Annotated in this window: 13 protein-coding genes; 6 read left to right on the top strand and 7 right to left on the bottom strand. The window is 60.8% G+C overall.

Annotated features, from left to right (window positions below; translation table 11 throughout):
• Positions 1 to 67 precede the first annotated feature (67 nt).
• Together I2I01_RS13305 and recQ are read right to left on the bottom strand one after the other, a co-directional pair.
• Positions 68 to 2,158, bottom strand: coding sequence for a M3 family metallopeptidase (locus I2I01_RS13305; RefSeq protein WP_196286970.1), 2,091 nt, complete (start codon positions 2,156 to 2,158; stop codon positions 68 to 70).
• Between the two features lie 239 nt (positions 2,159 to 2,397).
• A complete protein-coding gene (recQ, locus tag I2I01_RS13300; RefSeq protein ID WP_196286969.1) occupies positions 2,398 to 4,602 on the bottom strand; it encodes a DNA helicase RecQ in 2,205 nt (734 codons plus the stop codon).
• 325 nt (positions 4,603 to 4,927) lie between these two features.
• Between recQ and I2I01_RS13295 the strand changes: the two genes are divergently transcribed.
• Positions 4,928 to 5,938 carry a KpsF/GutQ family sugar-phosphate isomerase gene (locus tag I2I01_RS13295; protein WP_196286968.1) on the top strand — a complete coding sequence of 337 codons (1,011 nt, stop codon included), beginning with the start codon at positions 4,928 to 4,930 and terminating at the stop codon, positions 5,936 to 5,938.
• A 116-nt stretch (positions 5,939 to 6,054) separates the two neighbouring features.
• Positions 6,055 to 7,137, top strand: a complete 1,083-nt coding sequence (locus I2I01_RS13290) for a mannose-1-phosphate guanylyltransferase (RefSeq protein ID WP_196286967.1) — start codon at positions 6,055 to 6,057, stop codon at positions 7,135 to 7,137.
• A gap of 181 nt (positions 7,138 to 7,318) precedes the next feature.
• Here the strand turns inward: I2I01_RS13290 and rlmB are convergent, their stop codons facing one another.
• Both rlmB and I2I01_RS13280 read right to left on the bottom strand, forming a co-directional pair.
• Positions 7,319 to 8,380, bottom strand: coding sequence for a 23S rRNA (guanosine(2251)-2'-O)-methyltransferase RlmB (rlmB, locus tag I2I01_RS13285; RefSeq protein WP_211537947.1), 1,062 nt, complete (start codon positions 8,378 to 8,380; stop codon positions 7,319 to 7,321).
• On the bottom strand, positions 8,317 to 9,612 hold the full coding sequence (locus tag I2I01_RS13280; RefSeq protein WP_196286966.1) for a GWxTD domain-containing protein: 1,296 nt from the start codon (positions 9,610 to 9,612) through the stop codon (positions 8,317 to 8,319). Before I2I01_RS13280 ends, rlmB begins: the two co-directional genes overlap by 64 nt.
• A gap of 365 nt (positions 9,613 to 9,977) precedes the next feature.
• Between I2I01_RS13280 and I2I01_RS13275 the strand changes: the two genes are divergently transcribed.
• Positions 9,978 to 10,559, top strand: coding sequence for a DUF6252 family protein (locus I2I01_RS13275; protein ID WP_196286965.1), 582 nt, complete (start codon positions 9,978 to 9,980; stop codon positions 10,557 to 10,559).
• Positions 10,560 to 10,660: 101 nt separating this feature from the next.
• Here the strand turns inward: I2I01_RS13275 and I2I01_RS13270 are convergent, their stop codons facing one another.
• The 3 genes from I2I01_RS13270 to I2I01_RS13260 all read right to left on the bottom strand — a co-directional run bounded on the left by I2I01_RS13270 (position 10,661) and on the right by I2I01_RS13260 (position 15,643).
• Entirely contained in the window at positions 10,661 to 13,669 is a 3,009-nt protein-coding gene (locus tag I2I01_RS13270; RefSeq protein ID WP_196286964.1) for a glycosyltransferase family 117 protein, read from the bottom strand.
• A 195-nt stretch (positions 13,670 to 13,864) separates the two neighbouring features.
• Positions 13,865 to 14,518: a T9SS type A sorting domain-containing protein gene (locus I2I01_RS13265; RefSeq protein WP_196286963.1), complete on the bottom strand. Its 654-nt coding sequence runs from the start codon at positions 14,516 to 14,518 to the stop codon at positions 13,865 to 13,867.
• A 366-nt stretch (positions 14,519 to 14,884) separates the two neighbouring features.
• The gene (locus tag I2I01_RS13260; RefSeq protein WP_196286962.1) at positions 14,885 to 15,643 is read right to left on the bottom strand and encodes a biotin--[acetyl-CoA-carboxylase] ligase; all 759 of its coding nucleotides are present in this window, start codon (positions 15,641 to 15,643) and stop codon (positions 14,885 to 14,887) included.
• 66 nt (positions 15,644 to 15,709) lie between these two features.
• Here I2I01_RS13260 and rsfS point away from each other — a divergent pair, with 66 nt between their 5' ends.
• The 3 genes from rsfS to I2I01_RS13245 all read left to right on the top strand — a co-directional run bounded on the left by rsfS (position 15,710) and on the right by I2I01_RS13245 (position 19,172).
• Positions 15,710 to 16,090 carry a ribosome silencing factor gene (gene rsfS / locus I2I01_RS13255; RefSeq protein ID WP_196286961.1) on the top strand — a complete coding sequence of 127 codons (381 nt, stop codon included), beginning with the start codon at positions 15,710 to 15,712 and terminating at the stop codon, positions 16,088 to 16,090.
• 237 nt (positions 16,091 to 16,327) lie between these two features.
• Positions 16,328 to 18,445: an ATP-dependent zinc metalloprotease FtsH gene (ftsH, locus tag I2I01_RS13250; RefSeq protein ID WP_196286960.1), complete on the top strand. Its 2,118-nt coding sequence runs from the start codon at positions 16,328 to 16,330 to the stop codon at positions 18,443 to 18,445.
• Positions 18,446 to 18,527: 82 nt separating this feature from the next.
• Complete coding sequence (locus tag I2I01_RS13245; protein WP_196286959.1) at positions 18,528 to 19,172, top strand: LutC/YkgG family protein; 645 nt, start codon at positions 18,528 to 18,530, stop codon at positions 19,170 to 19,172.
• Positions 19,173 to 19,190 lie beyond the last annotated feature (18 nt).

The following is a 19,190-nucleotide window of genomic DNA, read 5'->3' as shown; positions in this document are numbered from 1 at the left end:
AACAAAAATGCCGCTCGGAGAAGCGGCATTTTTGTTTGCAGGAGCCCAGTTTGTCCATCGGCCGGCATTACAGCCCCAGCGACTTGAAGAAGGCTTCTTGGTTGGGCTCGCGGCCCAGGAAGTTTTTCACCAGGTTGTATTCCTCGTCGGTGCCGCCTTTGGCCAGGATGTAGTCGCGGTAGCGCAGGCCGGTTTTGCTGTCCATGATGCCGTTTTTCTCGAACACCGAGAACATGTCCTCGGCGTACACCTTCGACCACATGTAGCCGTAGTAGCCCGCGCCGTAGCCCGTCAGGTGCCCGAAAGCAGCCTGCATATTGGTACCGTCGAGGTAGGCGAAGGGTGTAATCTGGTTTTGCAGCTTTTTCAGCACGTCGGTGGTCGTTTCGGTGCCGTTCGGGTCGAACCGGTCGTGCAGGGTCATGTCGAGGGTGCCGTACAGAATCTGCTGCGAGGCGGCTAGGCCCGAGCCTACGTTGCGGGCGGCCCACATCTTGTCATACAGCGGCTTGGGCAGCACCTCGCCGGTCTGGTAGTGCTTGGCGAAGGTCTTGAGGGCGTCGTAGTTCCAGGCCCAGTTTTCCAGAATCTGCGAGGGCGCCTCCACGAAGTCGCGCTTCACGCTGGTGCCCGACTGACTCGACAGCTCGGCCGTAGTTAGCAGGTTGTGCATCACGTGGCCAAACTCGTGGAAGAAGGTCACCACCTGGCTGTGGTTCATTAGGGCCGGCTTGCCGGGCGTGGGGGCGTTGAAGTTGCAGAGCAGCGCCGCCGTGGGCAGCTGGTAGCCCTGCGCCGTGGCCCGGCCCGACTGAATGCCGAAGCAGGCCGCGTGCGTGTACTTGTTCTCGCGCGGAAACAGGTCGATGTAGAAGCGCCCGATGAGCTTGCCGTCGCGCTGCACCTCAAACATGCGCGCGTCTTGGTGCCACACCGACGGACTCTTCACCTCGTTGAACTTCAAGCCGAACAGCTGCTGCGTGGTGTTGAAAAGACCGTCCACCACGTGGTTCACCTCGAAGTATTCTTTCACCTTCTCGCCGTCGAGCTGGTACTTGCTCTGCATCAGCAGGTTGTTGTAGAAGCTGGTTTCCCAGGGCGCAATGGTTTTCACGCTGGGGTCCTTCAGGTAGGTGCGCTTCACGGCCAGCAGCTCCTCTAAGTCCTGCTGGCTTTTCTGCTTCACGCGGTCCACCAGCTTGGTTTCGAAGGCCCACACAGTTTCAGGGTTTTTCACCATGCGGCTGCTGGTTTGGTAGGCCGCGTAGGTTTTGTAGCCCAGCAGCTGGGCCTTTTTCTGGCGCTCGATGAGCAGCTGCTTCAGCACCGGCAGGTTGGCTTCGGATGCGCGGTTGTTGTAGAGCGTGTAGAGCTTTTTGCGCAGCGGCTCCGACTCGGCGTACTTCATGAACGTGCCGTAAGAAGGGCCGTCCACGTTGATGCGGTAGGCCGCGCCCTCGCGCGGGCGGCTCTTGATGTAGTCGTCGGGCAGGCCTTTCAGGTCGGCTTCGCTCACCAGCATGTGGCTCCGGTCCTTGGCAATGTTGGCCCCGAAGGCCAGGCTCAGGTCCGCAATTTTGTCGTTGAGCTTCTGCAGCTCCTGGCGCTTCTCCGGGCTCAGCGCGAAGCCGTTGCGCTCGTACTCTTCCACCGTTTCGGTCAGGAACTTCTTGCGCGGGCCGGTCAGGGTCTGGGCTTCCTTGGTTTTCGAGTAGTCCTTCACGGCCCGATACAGCTTCTCGTCCAGCTCCAGCTCGTTGCCATACTTGCTGATGAGGGCCAGGCTGCGCTCGGCCTGGTTGCGCACTGCCGAATCGGGGCTTGCATTAAATAAAATGCTGATGGGACCCGCCACGCTGCCAAAGTTGTCGTTCAGCGCATCAAGCGGTAGCATGGTGTTGGCAAACGTGCGCTTGGCCGTGGGCACGTTGTAAATAGCCGTCAAGGCCGTTTTGGTGTTGGCAATGGCCAGCGTCGTAGCCTGCTGCACATCAGCCTTGGTAGCCTTGCTGAAAGCAATAGGCTGGTTAAAAGATGGCATCAGCGGGTTGGCCGGTGCGGCCGTAGGATGGCCAGCCGCTGCCGCATCCAGCGTAGCTGCCGAGAGCAGCACCACCGCGCCGCGCGAAGCGGCTCGAAAAGAGAAAGAAAGCATCATACTTTAATGCAGAAAAATGAAAAAGTCTGGCAATTTAATAGGCTTCTGGTTTTGGATGAATGTTTTCAGGCGCCTGTCATCCTGAGCGCAGCGAAGGACCTTCTCACGTTAGAAACCTTGACGTGAGAAGGTCCTTCGCTGCGCTCAGGATGACAGGCGTATCAAGCAAATGCCCCAACGAAACAGCCTCTGGGAATAGGTTGCTTCGTTGGGGCTTCTGCAGCCGGCAAACGCCGGAATTAATTAGCTACCTCACTCAGGAATTTCACGCGCACCAGGCGCAGCTCCTCTTCCGTAAAGTCGTTGCCCAGCTCCTTCATGGCCACGGCAATGTTGTCGGTGCTGGCCGTCATGAAGTAGTCATAAATCTCGTCGCGCACTTCTTCTTCCACCATTTCCTCCAGGTAGTAGTCGATGTTGAGGCGGGTGCCCGAGTAGCAGATGTGCTCTATTTCCTCCATCAGCTCCACCATCGAAATGCCCTTGGAAGAGGCAATGTCTTCCAGCATCATCTTCTTGTCAATCTGCTGGATGACGTAGATTTTGATTTTGGAGCGGTTCACGGCCGACTTCACCACCACGTCCTCGGCGGTTTCGATATCGTTGTCTTCCACGTACTTCTTGATGGCTGCCACGAAGGGCGCCCCAAACTTCTGGGCCTTGCCCTGGCCCACGCCCGACACGTGCGTGAGGTCGTGCAGCGTGGTGGGGTAGGTGGTGGCCATCTCCTTCAGGCTCGGGTCCTGGAAGAGCACATAAGGCGGCAGGTTTTTCTGCTTGGCTACCTGCTTGCGCAGCTCCTTGAGCTGGGCAAATAGGGCCTCGTCGTGGCCGGCGGCTTGCTGCACTTCCTCTTTTTCCTCGTCGGCCTTCTGCTCGGCGTCAAAATTGTGGTCGCGCGTGAGGGTGATGGAGTACGGGTTTTCGATGAAATCCATGCCCTTGTCGGTAATGCGCACCAGGCCCAGGCTGTCGATGTCCTTCTCCAAAAAGCCGTTCAGCAGGCACTGGCGCAGTACCGAGTGCCAGAACTGTGCGTCGCCCAACTCCTTGCCCTGCCCGTAAATCGGCAGCGCGTTGTGGCCGTAGCTCTCGATGTGCGGGTTCATCAGCCCTAGCAGCACCTGCCCAATGTGCGTCAGATTGAACCGGGCCTCGGTTTGCACCACGGCGCGCAGGGCCAGGCCCACGGCCGCTTCGCCCTCAAACCGCTCCTTGGGGTGCTTGCAGTTGTCGCAGAAGCCGCAGTCCTTCTCCAGCGTCTCGCCGAAGTAGTGCAGCAGCTGCCGGCGCCGGCATACCGAACTCTCGGCGTAATTCGTCATCTCGGCCAGCAGCTGATGGGCGTTGTCGCGCTCGGTCACCGGCTTGTCCTTGCTGAACTTTTCGAGCTTCAGAATGTCGTCGTAGCTGTAGAACATCAGGCAGTTGCCTTCCAGGCCGTCGCGGCCGCCGCGGCCGGTTTCCTGGTAGTAGCCCTCAATGGATTTGGGCGCGTCGTAGTGCACCACGAAACGCACATCGGGCTTGTCGATGCCCATGCCGAAGGCGATGGTGGCCACAATCACGTCGCACTCCTCGTTGAGGAAGGCATCCTGGTTGTCGATGCGGGTCTGCTGGTCCAAGCCGGCGTGGTAGGGGCGGGCGCGCACGTCGTTCACGCGCAGCAGCTCGGCAATTTCCTCCACCTTCTTGCGGCTCAGGCAGTAAATGATGCCCGCCTTGCCCTTGTGCTGCTTCACATACTGAATCAGCTGTTTCTTGGTGTTGTGCTTGGCGCGCACCTCGTAGTAGAGGTTGGTGCGGTTGAAGCTGGTTTTAAACACCGAGGCGTCGTCCATGTGCAGGTTTTTCTGGATGTCCAGTTGCACTTTGGGCGTGGCCGTGGCCGTGAGGGCGATGATGGGCACGTTGCCGCCCAGGTTGTCTATGATGCCGCGAATCTTGCGGTACTCGGGCCGAAAGTCGTGGCCCCACTCCGAAATGCAGTGGGCCTCGTCGATGGCCACGAAGCTGATAGTGCTTTTCAGCAGAAACTCGATGGTGTCGTCCTTGGTGAGGCTTTCAGGAGCCACGTACAGCAGGCGCACCTCGCCGTTCATCACGTCTTTTTTGACGCGATTCATCTCGCTTTTGGTCAGGGTCGAATTGTACACCTGCGCATTCACGCCGAAGGCGCCGAGTTGGTCGACCTGGTTTTTCATCAGGGCGATGAGGGGCGAAATCACAATGGCCGTGCCTGGCAACACCAGCGCCGGCAGCTGGTAGCAGAGGCTCTTGCCCGCCCCGGTGGGCATGATGACGAAGGTGTTGCGCCCCGCCAGAATGTTTTGAATAACAGCCTCCTGTGTCCCTCGAAACTGGCCGTAGCCAAATACTTCCTTCAGTGTGTGTTTCAAATCGGCCGTCAGGACCGGGGATTCTTGCAGGGCAGCTGTTGACATAGCTTGTAAACTCAGATGAGAGGCGTGGGGAAGCGCGGTTCTTAACGAAGATAAGCAAGCCGATTGGTTTTTATCGTGAAAAATGGTGTTTTTCTTGAATCAGAAGCAACAATTTCATAACCCCAAACCCAGCTCAGTCGGCTCCAAAAAAAGCAAATGCCAGACGAACAGAAGGTTTTGAAAAGCGCCGCGAATCGTCAAGTATTAGGTGCGTGAAAACGTTTGTTCAATTATCTGCTTTCCATGCCAGCGCCTGCGTAGCAGCCGGGTCAGCCACGGCTAAGCTTCTGTGCCCGAATTTTGCGAACTCATCTCCGCTTTGTCTATGTCCGCATTCCCCGAATCCGCCCCTTCCGCCACCAGCGCCGCTTCGGCCGATGTGCTGCGCATTGCCCGCCAGGTGCTGCACGAGGAAGCCGCCGCCCTGCACGACGTAGCCAACGCCCTGGCCGCCACGCCCGACTTTGAGCGCTGCGTGCAAGCCATTCTGCAGCTGAAGGGCCGCGTGGTGGTCACGGGCATTGGCAAAAGCGCCCACGTGGCCGGCAAAATTGTGGCCACGCTCAACAGCACCGGCACGCCTGCCCTGTTCATGCACGCCGCCGATGCCATCCACGGCGACCTGGGCATGATTCAGCCCGAAGACTTTGTCATCGCCATCAGCAAGAGCGGCGATACGCCCGAAATCAAGGTGCTGGTGCCGCTGCTGCGCCGCAAGGGCGTGCCCCTAGCCGCGCTGGTGAGCCGGGCCGATTCTTACCTGGGCCAGCAGGCCACTTACATCCTGCACGCCCCGGTGACCAAGGAGGCCTGCCCCAACAACCTGGCGCCCACCACCAGCACCACGGCCGCCCTGGCCTTGGGCGACGCCCTGGCCGTGTGCCTGCTCGAAAGCCGGCAGTTTACCGCCGCCGACTTTGCCCGCCTGCACCCCGGCGGCACCCTCGGCAAGCGCCTCTACCTGAAAGTGGGCGACCTCAGCCGCCAAAACCAGCGCCCCCAAGTACTAGAAGACGCCCCCCTGAAAGAAGTGCTGCTCGAAATCTCCGGCAAGCGCCTGGGCGCCACTGCTGTGTTGAATACCGAAGGTGCCCTGGCCGGCATCATCACCGACGGTGACCTGCGCCGGATGCTGGGCAGCTTCTCCGACCTGGAAAGCCTACGGGCCCGCGACATCCTCACGCCCCGCCCGGCCACCATCGACATCGACGACTTCGCGGCCGAAGCCCTGGCCCGCATGCAGCAGCGCAACATCACCCAACTGGTAGTGACGGAAGCCGGAGGGTTTGCCGGCTTCATCCACCTACACGACTTGCTGCGCGAGGGGCTGGTGTAAGAGAAATCAGACTTAAGTAATGACGTCATGCTTCGGCTGCGCTCAGCATGACGTTTTGGTTTGTGGACTGTGGCCTGACGCGGCCCACGTTCGGCTCCGGCGTTACCTTTGCTATAATGAATTCCACTTATCTCGTTGTTATGGCTGGCGGTATTGGCAGCCGCTTCTGGCCCTTCAGCCGTACCCACCACCCCAAGCAGTTCCACGACGTTCTGGGCGTGGGCCGCTCCATGTTGCAACTCACCGTTGACCGGTTTGAAGGCGTATGTCCGCGCGAAAACGTGTTCGTCGTCACGAACCGCGACTACACCCAGCTGGTGCAGGAACACTTGCCCGACCTGCCCGCCGACCAGATTCTGGGCGAGCCCATTGGGCGCAACACGGCCCCGTGCATCGCCTACGCCAGCTACCGCATTGCCCAGCGCGACCCTAAGGCCACTATCATTGTGACGCCCGCCGACCACGCCGTGCTGCGCGAGGATGAGTTCCGCCGCCTCATCCGCAAGGCAGTAGATGCCGCGCGGGCCCATGATGTGCTTATCACCCTCGGCCTTCAGCCCTCGCGGCCCGATACCGGCTACGGCTACATCCAGTACATGGACGAGCAGAGCCTGCCCGGCGGCGAGCTGCACAAGGTGAAAACCTTCACCGAGAAGCCCAATCTGGAGCTGGCGAAAATGTTTGTGGAAAGCGGCGACTTCCTCTGGAATTCGGGCTTGTTTGTGTGGCGGGTCGATGTCATCATCAACGCCTTCCACCAGTACCTGAGCGACATTTCCGAGGTGTTTGAAGAGGGAGCCGCCCAGCTCGGCACCGCCGAGGAGGAGAATTTCATCAGCGAAGCCTACTCGCGCTGCCGTAACATCAGCATCGACTACGGTGTGATGGAAAAAGCCGACAACGTGTATGTGCTGCCCGCCGACTTCGGCTGGAGCGACGTGGGCACCTGGGATTCGCTGCACCGCATCGGCGAGCGCGACGAAAACAACAACATGGTGAGCGGCGATGTGCTACTCTACGACACCACCGGCTGCGTCATCAAAACGCCCTCGGAGCGTTTGGTTGTGGTGCAGGGCCTAGAAGACTACATCGTGGCCGAGTACGACAACGTGCTGCTCATCTGCAAGCGCACCGAGGAGCAGCGTGTGAAGGACTTTGTGGCCGATGTGAAGGCGAAGAAGGGCGCGGGGTATAACTAAGCGCCTGCGCTTTGTCTGTCATTGCGAGGCGGAGCGAAGCAATCCGTCCTGTCAAAACCAGACACATTCTTAAGCGAAAAAGCCCTGGCACTACGCAGTGCCGGGGCTTTTTCACAACTCAGAGCTGGTCGCGGTCGAGAGGACATATTGCCGCGCTGCGCTCGCAATGACAGACGGAGCTCTACTCCGCTGCCACCCGCTGCCGGGCCACCTCAAACAGCATAATGCCAGCGGCCACGCCCACGTTCAGGCTTTGAATCTGGCCGGTCATGGGCACCTTCAGCTTCACGTCGGCCAGGTTCAGCAGGTCGGGCGAGATGCCGTCTTCTTCCGAGCCCATGAGCACGGCTACGGGGCCGCTTAGGTCAACGTCAGCCGAGCCAATGGCTTCTTCGGCTTTCTCAGTACAAGCTACCACCGTGATGCCTGACTGCTGGAGGAAGCGCACGGTTTCGTGCAGGCTCATCTCGCGGCATACCGGTAGTATGTTGAGTGCGCCGGCCGACGTTTTTAGCGCATCGCCGTTGATTTGGGCGGCGCCGCGGCTGGGCACCACAATGGCCTGCACTCCCAGGCACTCGGCCGTGCGAGCAATGGCGCCGAAGTTGCGCACGTCGGTGATGCGGTCGAGCAGCAGCAGAAAGGGCACCTTGCCTTCCTCAAACAGCCCCGACACGATGTTGTCGAGCGGTGCGTAGTCGATGGGCGACACGAAGGCCACGGCGCCCTGGTGGTTTTTGCGCGTCAGGTTGTCGAGTTTCTCCACGGGCACCATCTGTACCTGAATACCGGCCTCGCGGGCGGCGGTGGAGATGTCCGTTACGAGGCTGTTTTTGGTGCCGCGCAGCAGGAAAATCTTTTCCAGGGTGCGGCCCGCGCTCAGCGCTTCCAGGATGGGGCGCAGGCCAAACAGCATGTCGATGCTGGACGATTGGGCTTGGCGGTTTTCGTAGCGCGGCCGGTCCGTGCCGCCTTCGCGGCGCTCGCGGAAAGGCGGGCGGCTCTCGCCCCGGTCGTTGCGCGGGGGGCGGTTGTCAGCGCCAAAGTCGTCGCGGTTATCGGAGCCGCCACGACCGCGGGGGCGGGCGGGGCGGTCGTCAAACTCGTCGGCCCGGCGGTCGGGGCGGAACTGCTTGGGCGTGACGGGCCGGTTGGCGCCGTCGTAGAAGCGGCGGCCGGCTACCGGGCGGGCAGGGCGTTGGGGGCGTTCGGGCCGGTCAGGGCGGTCGGTGGGGTTCTCCATTTTTCAACGGCGGCATACCAGGGCAGTTCGTACTCGGGTCGGCGCACCAATTCGTAATAATCAGGGGCAAAGGTACTCGGCCGCGGCCGGAAGCTGTAGGTGATGGGGCCGCCGTCGGTGTTACCGTCGGGATAGTACCACCGCTCCTCGCCGTCGGACAGGCGCCGCACGCTGGGCGGCGGCCCCAGCACCACGTACAACAGGCCCCGGTCCGTGAGCCAGCCGGCTTTGTGGGCGGCAAATAATTCGTTGGCCGCCATCACGCGGTTGTAGTAGCGTCGAATCAGGTCTTTGCCCAATTGTTGGTCACCTTTGGCGATGTCGAGCCAGAACTTATCGACGGCGCGCTTGGGGTTGGGGGCGTCGGTGAGTTTCTGGCGCTCCTGGCTGGTTGTGAGGTAGCGCAGGGGCTCGATGAGCTCGGCGGCCGTGGTGAGCTCAGGGTAAAGGTTAGGCGCCACCAGCACGGCTAGCACGGGCGGCTTGGTGTTCAGCGGGCCCACGCGCAGAGCATACAGGCCAGGCTCGGCGAAGCGCAGGGGCTGGCCGGGGCGGAAGGCAGCTGAGTCGAGTACGGGCAAGGTGCGCGGCCCGGCGGGCATGGCGGCCGGGTTGGTCATGGGCGGCAAGGCGGGGGTGGGCGTCACGGCGTAGCGCTTGCTGCGCACGGGCTGGTACAGGCCGAAGCAGTCCACGCCGAAGGTTTCGCCGGCCTGCACGTAGCGCCGCAGCAGGGGCTGGCCCACCGAATCGACGAGCACGAAGGGTCGGGCCAGCACGGCTTCGGTGAGGCGCAACCAGGCCGTGGTAGTGGGCTCCTGGTAGTCTTCCTTGGCATCGGGCGGGGCGGTGCTGATTTGCAGCACGGTGCCCGCGGGCAGGCGCGACGCGGCCACGCAGAAGCTCAGGCGCACGCCGTCGGGGAAGGGGATGGGATGCTGCTGGCGGCGGGGCACGCTGTCTTGCCACAGCGGCGCGCGCGCCTCGTAGCTGGGCCAGGCCGTGAGGCGCAGCGCGTGGCCGGGGCCCAGGCGGGCGGGCGGGGGCAGGCGCAGGTAGACGCGCAGGCTGTCGCCCTCGCGGCGGGTGTCCACGTCGAGGCGGGCCACGTCGCGGTAGAGGCCGGCAAAGTCGGGACGCGGGGCTTGGGGACGGCGAGCCACCGTGGCCGCTAGGGTGGCCCAAAGCAGCAAGCCCAGGAGGCAGAGGCCGGAAATGCGTTTTAGAGGCATGATAATGCGGGGCGCGGGGAAGGGCTGATGAAGGTAGCCATTTCACCCGGCAAACGCCGCCGGGCGACCATTGTTGCGGCCGAAAAGTCCTTTTCTGCGCCCTGCGAATGTGTCCTGACGGCCTCGTAAAGCTTTCAATACCACCAATAACATCGACTTCATGACAGTTCTAAATGTCTGATTTGCACAAATTTTTATTTGCGTTTCATTAAACACCCCGCTACGTTTGAACAGTGCCCGACCCGCAATGACGGCCTCCGGATTCTACCAAACCCAGCCATGAAATTAACGCCTGCTTTGCGCGGCAGCACCGGCTACGTCCTTGCCGCTTGATAGAGTACAGGCTTAGCAATTCATTTTTCGCCATGAAGCCAACCCTGCTTTTTCCTCTGGCCGCCGCGCTGCTGGCCGCGGGCTGCAAAAAAGACGACCCCAAAGCTATGTTGCCGCCAGCCACACAGGAAGGTAAAAACGTGGGCGGCTGCCTGATTGAGGGAGAGGTATGGCAGACCTCCCCGGGGCAAGGCCTTTTTGCGTCAGCTACCGGCACCCGGGCGCTGGTCAGCAAGAGGGCTGGACAGAGCACATATACTATCAAAATCGGCTTATCGAGCGATTCCCCCTCCAGTCGGCTCATAGAATTTGCCTGCTTCGGGGCATCTGGGGTGGGGGCATACAGTTTCACGCAGAAGTTACCGTCCTACACTTCGCCGACGCCCGAGCCGGATAATGCCCAGTACCATAACCGCAAGGGAAATGGACCGACCGGAGACTTTTCAACCGGACCCGCGGCGCCCGGCCAAATGACAATCACCCGCTTCGATTTACAGAAGCATATTGTGGCGGGTACCTTTTCTTTCGTTGCGCAGGATTCGGTAAGTGGGCGCAAAGTCAACCTAACCGATGGCAGGTTTGATGTCGAATTCGTTTATCTAGAACTTCCCTAACGTGCAGGCTCCCGGCGCAGATGCGCACCGGCGCTGCCCGCACGAAAAAGGCCGGCCCGCACTGCGCGGACCGGCCTTCGTTCATTTAAGCAACTACCAACTTACCGTGGGTAGTACTGGCTCATCAGGCCGTAGGCCTTCTCGGCGCGGGCTTTGTCGCCGGCCGCCTCAGCAGCGCGGTACACGCTTTGCAGGCCCAGCAGGTAGCCGCGCATGTCGTCCTCAAAGAGGCTGCCGTCGGGCTTGGTGCTGTAGTAGGCCAGCATCTGCTCCGAGCGGCGCGTCATGGTGTCGAGCAGTTGGTCGGCCTTCTGCTTCTCGCCGCCGGCTACCAGCGCGGGCACCAGCTGCGGCGAGTAGTAGTCGTAGGGAATGGCCGCGTCGGGCATCAGAGCCAGGCACTTGTCGGCCACTTCCTTGGCCTTGGCGGTGTTGCCATCGGCCAGGTAGGCGTTGGCTAGGCGGGCAAACTTGTCGCGGTAGTTGGCCGGGAAGCGAAGGTTGTTTTCGTCGTAGAAGATGTTGGCGTCGGTCAGGCCGCGGTAGCTGAACTGCTTCATCAGGCGGTCGTAGGTGAGGTCTTTCTCCACAAAGCCCTCGTCGCCGCCGCGCGGGTCGTAGTTCGGGTCTTTCAGGGGCAGCAGGCGGTAGGCCATGCCTTCGAGCTGGAAGTAGGGCTGCAGGTTCATGTAGTCCTGCGGGGCCACGGTGCTGCTGAAGTAGATGGGCCGTTGCCAGTTATTGGTGGCAATCATGTCGAGAATCACCAGGTTTTTCTTCTCGATGGCGCGCTTACCCATGCTCCATTCCAGTTGGGGCACCAGTTGCTTTTCCCGGTCTTTGGGGATGATGCCGAGGCGCTTCACCGCCGCCGTGTCCACGGGCAGGAAGAAGTTGGGGGTGGGGAAGGAGTTCATGCTCGGGCCGCCTTCCTGGTACTGTACCTGCAGCAGCGGGTTATTGGTGTTGATGAGCTGCAGGAACTGCTTCAGGTTCACGCTCTGCACGGCCGGGTTGGCGGCGTAGGGCAGCATGTCGTTGGTACCCTGGGCGTAGGCCTCGGGGCCCATGCTGATGGGGAAGGGCTGCGACTTGTAGGCGCGGCGCTTCATCTGGGCAATGTACCAGTCGGTGTTCAGGTAGCTCAGCACGGCCACGCGCACGTCGGTCCGAATGCCTTCCACTTCCTGGGCGTACCACAGCGGGAAGGTGTCGTTGTCGCCGTTGGTGAACAGGATGGCGTTCGGGGCGCAAGAGTTGAGCAGGTTCTTGGCTGAATCCACCGAGTTGTAGCGGTCGGAACGGTCGTGGTCGTCCCAGCCCTGAGCCGCCATGATGCCCGGCACGAGCAGGCCCACCACCAGGGCTAGGCCGGCACGCAGGCCGTCGTTTTTCACGGCCCTGCCAAACAGCTCGGCTAGACCTAGCACGCCCAGGCCTATCCAGATGGAGAAGGCAAAGGTGGCGCCGGTGAAGGTGTAGTCGCGCTCCCGCGGCTCACGCGGCGGCTGATTGAGGTAGAACACGATGGCCAGGCCAGTCATGATGAACAGGAGGCCCGTCACCCAGGCGTCTTTGCTGTCGCGGCGGCTCTGGAAAAACAGGCCAATGAGGCCCAGGATGAGCGGCAAGGCCAGGAAATTGTTGTGCGCTGGGCTCTCGCCGATGCGGGCGGGCAGCGAACCTTTGCCCGGGCTGAAAGGCGTCACCACGCCGGCCTGCTGAATATCAGACTCGCGGCCCACGAAGTTCCACATGAAATAGCGCCAGAACATATGGCCCATCTGGTAGCGGAACAGGAAGCCCAGGTTCTGGCCCATGGTGGGCTTCACGCCGTCCTGAATATCCACCCACTTCTTGTAGTTGGCAATCTGGTCGGGCTCGTAGCTGTAGATGCGTGGGATGAGCATCTTGTCCTCGTCGGCGTAGGTGTACTCCGGCTGCGGAGGCAGCTCCTTGTACTTGCCGGTCTTGGTGTCACGGGCGTAGCGGGCCGCGCCGGGCTCCTGGCCATTGGGCTGGGCGTTGAACTGCGGGCCGTAGAGCAGCGGGCGCGAGCCGTACTGCTCCCGCTTGAGGTAGCTCACGAACGACAGCACGTCGCTCGGGTCGTTTTCGTTGATGGTGGGCTTGTAGCTGGCCCGGATGGGCACAATCAGGTAAGACGAGTAGCCAATCAGAATGAACACGAAGCAGAGCATCGACGTGTTCAGCAGCTGGCTGCGGCGCTGGTAGGAGAGGCGGAAACCAAACCAAATCAGCCCGATAAACAAGGCCAGGAAGATAATCAGGCCCGAGTTGAAGGGCAGGCCTACGCTATTCACGAAGAACACCTCGAAGCCGCCCGCCAGCGTGGGCAGGCCCGGGATGATGCCCACCAAAATGGACCCCACGATAATCATGCTTACTACCATCACAATGAGGCCGCCCGCGAACGAGGGGTTGGCGTTGCGGCGGTAGTAGTAGATGAAGCCCAGCGCCGGCACCGTCAGCAGGTTCAGCAAGTGGACGCCGATGCTGAGGCCGATGACGTAGGCAATGAGCACAATCCACTTGTCGGAGTCGGGCTCGTCGGCGTGGCCTTCCCACTTCAGCATCAGCCACACCACGGCCGCCGTGCAGAGGGCCGACATAGCGTATACCTCGCCCTCTACGGCATTAAACCAGAACGAATCGGAGAAGGCGAAGGCCAGCGCGCCCACCACGCCTGCGCTCAGGATGAGGAAGCTCTGGCCCTGGGTCGGCTCGATGCTTTCGGCCTTGAGGTTGCTGTTGCCTACGGCCTCGCGCAGCACCAGCTTGCGGGCCATGCGGGTAATAATCCAGAACAAAAACAGGACGGTAAACGCGCTGCTCAGCCCGGAGAGGGCGTTGATGAGCACGGGCACCTTCGTCACGTCGCCAAACGAAAACAACGAGAACAGGCGGCCCAGCAGCAGGAAGGTGGGCGCTCCCGGGGGGTGCGGCACCAGCAGCTTGAAGGAGCAGGCAATGAACTCGCCACAGTCCCAGAACGAAGCCGTGGGCTCCAGGGTGAGCAGGTAGGTGACGGCGGCAATGGCAAAAACCAGCCAGCCCACGAGGTTATTCAGGCTTTTAAAAGAACGCATACAAACGAATGAGGCACGCAACGCCGGCCGTCGGCATCAAACCGCAACCGGAAAAAGAAGCTAGTAAATCAGTTAAAGGGCAAAAGTAGGCAACACGAGGTTGCACTCGGCACGAATCTGGGGACCGATTCAGCCCAGAAACACAAAAAGCAGCCATTGGCTGCTTTTTGGTTCTCCGTTTCGGCAAAGAAACCGCTAGTTCTGCAACACGAGTCGTTTCGTGCTCACCACTTTGCCATCCACGAGCAGGCTGTAGACGTACAGGCCGGCGTGCAGGTCGCTCAGGTCGAGGGGCAGGCCGGCGGCGGATAAGTCGGGCTTGAGGGCCACGGTGCGGATTTCCTGGCCAATGATGTTGCTCAGGCGCAGCTTGTAGTCGGCGCCGGGCTTCTGGTCCAGCTTCACCGTGACGAGGCCGCGGCTGGGGTTGGGGTACACGCTCAGGTTAATGCCGGCGGCGGCGGGGTCGAGGGTGGCGGAAGGGGTGCGGGCCACCACCGTGAGCACGCCGTACTGGCCGAGGCCGGGGGCGCCGTGCGCCGTGCAATGGTAGGGGTAGGTGCCCACCGTGTTAAACGCCGGCAGCGTGACCGAGCGGCTGGTCGAGTTCATCTGGAAGGTGGCCCAGGCGCCGTTGTCCGACATGGTAGGGTGGCTGGACTGGCCCGAATAGGTGAACGTCACCACGTCGCCCTGGGTGATGGTGCGGATGTCGGCGTCGTTGGTGGTATTGCCCGGGCCGTGGTAAAAGTTGTCGCCCACCACAATGGTGATGTTGGCGGCTAGCACTGGCGCCAGCGGCATGGCTAAGATGGCCGCAACGGCTAAAACGCGAGTAAAGAGTTTCATGTGAACAGCAGAAAAGGGTAAGGTGAAGCGTAAGATACGAGTTAAAAATGTAAAGACAAGCACCGTGCCGGGTTTGGTAATCAACGCCGGCCCAGCATTTTCGGTTTGATGGACTGCCGAAAAAGCCATAGGTTGATTATCTCAACAAAAACAACTCGGCAAAAAAGGCAGGATGGTTGCTTCGTTGTGAAATTTTTTTATTGGTAGGTTTGAATATTCTGCTAGCCCAGGGGGCAGAGGACGCGGGCTGCCGGCTGCCAGCCGGCTGTCCGTTCGTTGCTAAACAATGACCGCCTGCCGACAAGCAGACAGCCGGCCCAAAGCCGGCAGCCCGCTCAATTGATACCCAAACCGCCACTAGAGTTGCTACAGGTACCGAATTTCCTGCAAGCCGAACCGGTGCAGCTCGTTGCCTATGGCCACGGCCAGCCGTCCATCTTCTTCCACCCCAACAATTTGACCCCGCACTTCCTGCCCATCCACCAGAAACGAATGCACCTCCTGATAGCGATACAAGGCCTGCAGATAGGCCTGCCGCAACGGCCCCACTTGCCCGGCCCGCAGCTGCAGGTACCGCCGCTCCAGGCATTCGAGCAGGCGGGCCGTCACGGCGGCGCGGTCGTAGGCGCGGCCGGTAATCTGGCTCAGCGAGGTGGCGGTGGGTACGGCAAAGGACTGCTGGTTAACATTCAGCCCAATTCCAATGATGCTATATTGAATCTTTGGCCCGCTGAGGGTGTTTTCAATCAGAATGCCGCCAAATTTTTGGTCGCCGTAGTACAGGTCGTTCGGCCATTTCAGCTTCAGTTTGGGGTCGGCCCCCAGCAGGGTGGCGGCCCAGTCGTGCACCCCTAGGGCCACGGCTTGGCTGAGCTGGAACTGCTGCGCGGCCGCCAGAAACGTGGGTTGCCACACCACCGAAAGCATCAGGTTTTCGGCGGGGGCGCCTTCCCACCGGTTGCCGCGCTGGCCCCGGCCGGCCGACTGAAAGTCCGTAATGACGGTGCAGCCCTCGCTGGCCCGGTTTTGGACTATCAAGGCTTGCGCCTCCGTGTTGGTGGAGGGGCAGGCCGGCAACCAAACCAGTTGCTGGCCCGTGAACAGGGTTTGAGGGGTGACAACCACGGCCTTCTTTCGCGTATCGTAACTTCGTAGACTTTCGGCTGCAAAGCTCACACCTAACCCCACAATATGAAAAGCACGTTGGTCCGGCAGGATTCGGACACATTGGCAGATTTGGTCATCCGCGGGATGCAAGACAAGAAGGCATCTGACATCGTGGTGCTGAATCTGAAAGAATTAAAAAATGCCGTGGCCGATTATTTCGTTATCTGCTCGGCTAACTCCGATACCCAGCTCGAAGCCATTGCGCGCTCGGTGGAAGAAGAGATTGAAAAAGTAACCGGCGAAAGCCCCTGGCAAACCGAAGGCCGCACCAACCGCGAGTGGGTGCTGCTCGACTACGTGGACGTGGTGGTGCACGTGTTTCTGCGCGACCGCCGTCAGTTCTACGCCCTCGAAGAGCTGTGGGGCGACGCCGACATTCGCTACGTAGAGGAAGAGCCGGCGTAAGTTTTTGTCATCCTCATCTGGCGTCCGCGCAGCGAAGGACCTTATCAGGTAAGAACATTATTCGTTCGCACGTGATAAGGTCCTTCGCTGCGCGGACGCCAGATGAGGATGACAAACGATAAAAAACGTTGCCAGCCAAAATAAAAAGCCGGCCGCCGCGTCTTCTGCCTGGCCGAACATTTGCTTCTGAGGCGATGTTAGGTTCGTAGTAAAACCTGATTCTAATTAGCTATTTTCATGTCGGATAAAAATCCCAATAACAGCAAGAAAAAGAAGCCCCTGACCCCGGCGCCCAACCCGCGCCCAGGGTTGCAGCTGTGGGTACTGGCCGGCTTGCTGGTGTTCGTGTTCGGGGTATATGTGATGAGCAGCCTGAACGCGCCGGCCAAAATCAACCAGCAGCGGTTCGAAACCATGTTGGCCGCCGGCGAGGTGAAGGACATCACCATCGTCAACGAAAAAGTGGTGGAGGTGACCCTCAAGCCCGAAGCGTTGGCCAAGCCAGAGCACCGTCAGGAGCTTACGCGCCGCACGCCGTTTGCCGCAGCCGGCACGGGCGCCCAGTACTTCTTTCCCATTGTCGATGCCAAGCTGTTTCAGGAAAACCTGGACAAGCTGCAGGCCAACTTGCCGCCCACTCAGCGCTTGCCGCTCAACATCGATACCCGCTCGAACCCGACCGAATACTTCTGGAACGGTGGCTTCATCCTGTTGATGATTTTCGGCTTCTGGTTCCTGATGCGCCGCATGGGCAGCGCCGGCGGCCCCGGCGGCCAGATTTTCAACATTGGCAAGAGCAAAGCTGCTTTGTTTGAGGGCGGCGATAAGGTGAAGGTTACCTTCAAAGACGTGGCCGGCCTCGAAGAGGCCAAGGAGGAAGTGCAGGAGATTGTGGAGTTCCTCAAGAACCCCAGCAAGTTCACCATCCTCGGCGGTAAGATTCCGAAGGGCGCGCTGCTGGTGGGCCCTCCCGGCACCGGCAAGACCCTGCTGGCCAAAGCCGTAGCCGGCGAGGCCGACGTGCCGTTCTTCTCCCTGTCGGGCTCCGACTTTGTGGAGATGTTCGTAGGTGTGGGTGCAGCCCGTGTGCGCGACTTGTTTAAGCAAGCCAAGGCCAAAGCACCCTGCATCATCTTCATCGACGAGATTGATGCGGTGGGCCGCAGCCGTTCGCGCGGCTCGGTGCCCGGTGGCAACGACGAGCGCGAGAACACCCTGAACTCGCTGCTGGTGGAAATGGATGGTTTTGGCACCGATTCGGGCGTCATCATCCTCGCTGCCACCAACCGCCCCGATACGCTGGACTCGGCCCTGCTGCGCCCCGGCCGTTTCGACCGCCAAATCAGCATCGATACGCCTGACATCAACGGCCGCACCCAGATTTTCCAGGTGCACCTCAAGCCGCTCACGCTGGGCCCCGATGTGGATGCCAAGCGTCTTTCGGCCCAGACGCCGGGCTTTGCCGGCGCCGAAATTGCCAACGTCTGCAACGAGGCCGCCCTCATTGCCGCCCGCCGCGATAAGAAGTTCATCACCAACCAGGACTTCACTGATGCCATCGACCGTGTGATTGGTGGTTTGGAGAAGAAGAACAAAATCATCAGCCCCGAGGAAAAGAAAATTGTGGCCTACCACGAGGCCGGCCACGCTATTGCGGGCTGGTTCTTGGAGCACGCCGACCCGCTGGTGAAGGTGAGCATCGTGCCCCGCGGCGTGGCCGCGCTGGGCTACGCGCAGTACCTGCCCAAGGAGCAGTTCCTCTACAACGTGGAGCAGATGACCGACGAGATGTGCATGACGCTGGGCGGCCGTGCCGCCGAGGAACTGGTGTTCGGCAAGATTTCGACCGGTGCGCTGAGCGACCTGGAGCGCATCACCAAAACGGCGCAGTCGATGGTGGCCATCTATGGCATGAACAGCAAGCTGGGCAATATCTCCTACTATGATTCGAAGGGGCAGAACGAGTACGGCTTCTCGAAGCCTTATTCGGAAGCCACGGCTCAAATCATCGACGAGGAAATCCGCAACATTATCGAGCAGGCCTACATCCGCACCAAGGAACTGCTGACCGAGCGTCGACACGAGTTGGAAGTGGTGGCCAAGGAGCTGTTGGAGAAAGAGGTGCTGCTGCAGGACGACCTGGAGCGCTTGGTGGGCAAGCGTCCCTTCGAGTCGCAAACCACTTACCAGGCCCACATGCTAGGCACCGACCGCAGCGAAACTGCCAGTGAGATTAAGGGTGAGCACGCTGCTGGTGGCCTGCTCAACGACCTACCTGAGTTGAAGCTGCCGGGCATCGATGACAACCGCAGCAACGAGGCGCCCGCCGCCAGCGGCAGCGCCGTGGCGGGGTAGTCGAGCCTGTTTGATTTGAGAAGAAAAGCCAGTCCTTGCGTAGGGCTGGCTTTTTTATTTCCCCCACCGGTACTTTTGTCTTATGTCCGAATCATCCCGCGATGCTGTATTGGCCCGCATCCGCCAAGGCCTAGCGGCGGGGCCAGCGGCGCTGCCGCCCCGGCCCGACTTCACTACGCCTGTGCACCCACCGTTGAACGACCCCGACCCGGTGGTGGCCTTTGCCGAAAGCTTCCAGCGGGTAGGTGGGGAGTTTTACTATTGCGAGTCGCTGGCGCACCTGGCGGCGCAACTGGCGGGTTTTCGGCAACGGCAGCAGGTGGGCGCGCCCTACGTGTGGGAGCCAGCCATGCAGGCACTGCTGGCCGAAGCCGGCGTGGCGTTTCGGGCCGATGAAATGGAATTTATTGAGCAAGCCGACTTGAGCCTGACTTCCTGCGAAGCGTTGGTGGCGCGCGCGGGCAGCGTGCTGGTGTCGGCCGCCACGGCCAGCGGGCGCCGGTTGAGCATTTACCCCGACCAGCACCTGGTGCTGGCCCGGCCCAGCCAAGTGGTGGCCGAAATTGGCGATGCGCTGCAACTGATGCAACGCCGCTACGGCGCCCAACTGCCGTCGATGGTGTCGCTGACCACCGGCCCCAGCCGCACGGCCGACATTGAGAAGACCTTGGTGCTGGGTGCGCACGGCCCGCGCCGCATTGCGCTGTTTTTGCTGGAAGAGGAGTAGCCGTTAGAGAGAACGTAA

Origin of the sequence: Hymenobacter properus (assembly GCF_015694735.1) — a bacterium.
Lineage (GTDB): Bacteria > Bacteroidota > Bacteroidia > Cytophagales > Hymenobacteraceae > Hymenobacter > Hymenobacter properus.
The sequence above is the reverse complement of the archived record's forward strand: the minus strand, read 5'-3'. Positions and strand labels throughout refer to the sequence as shown.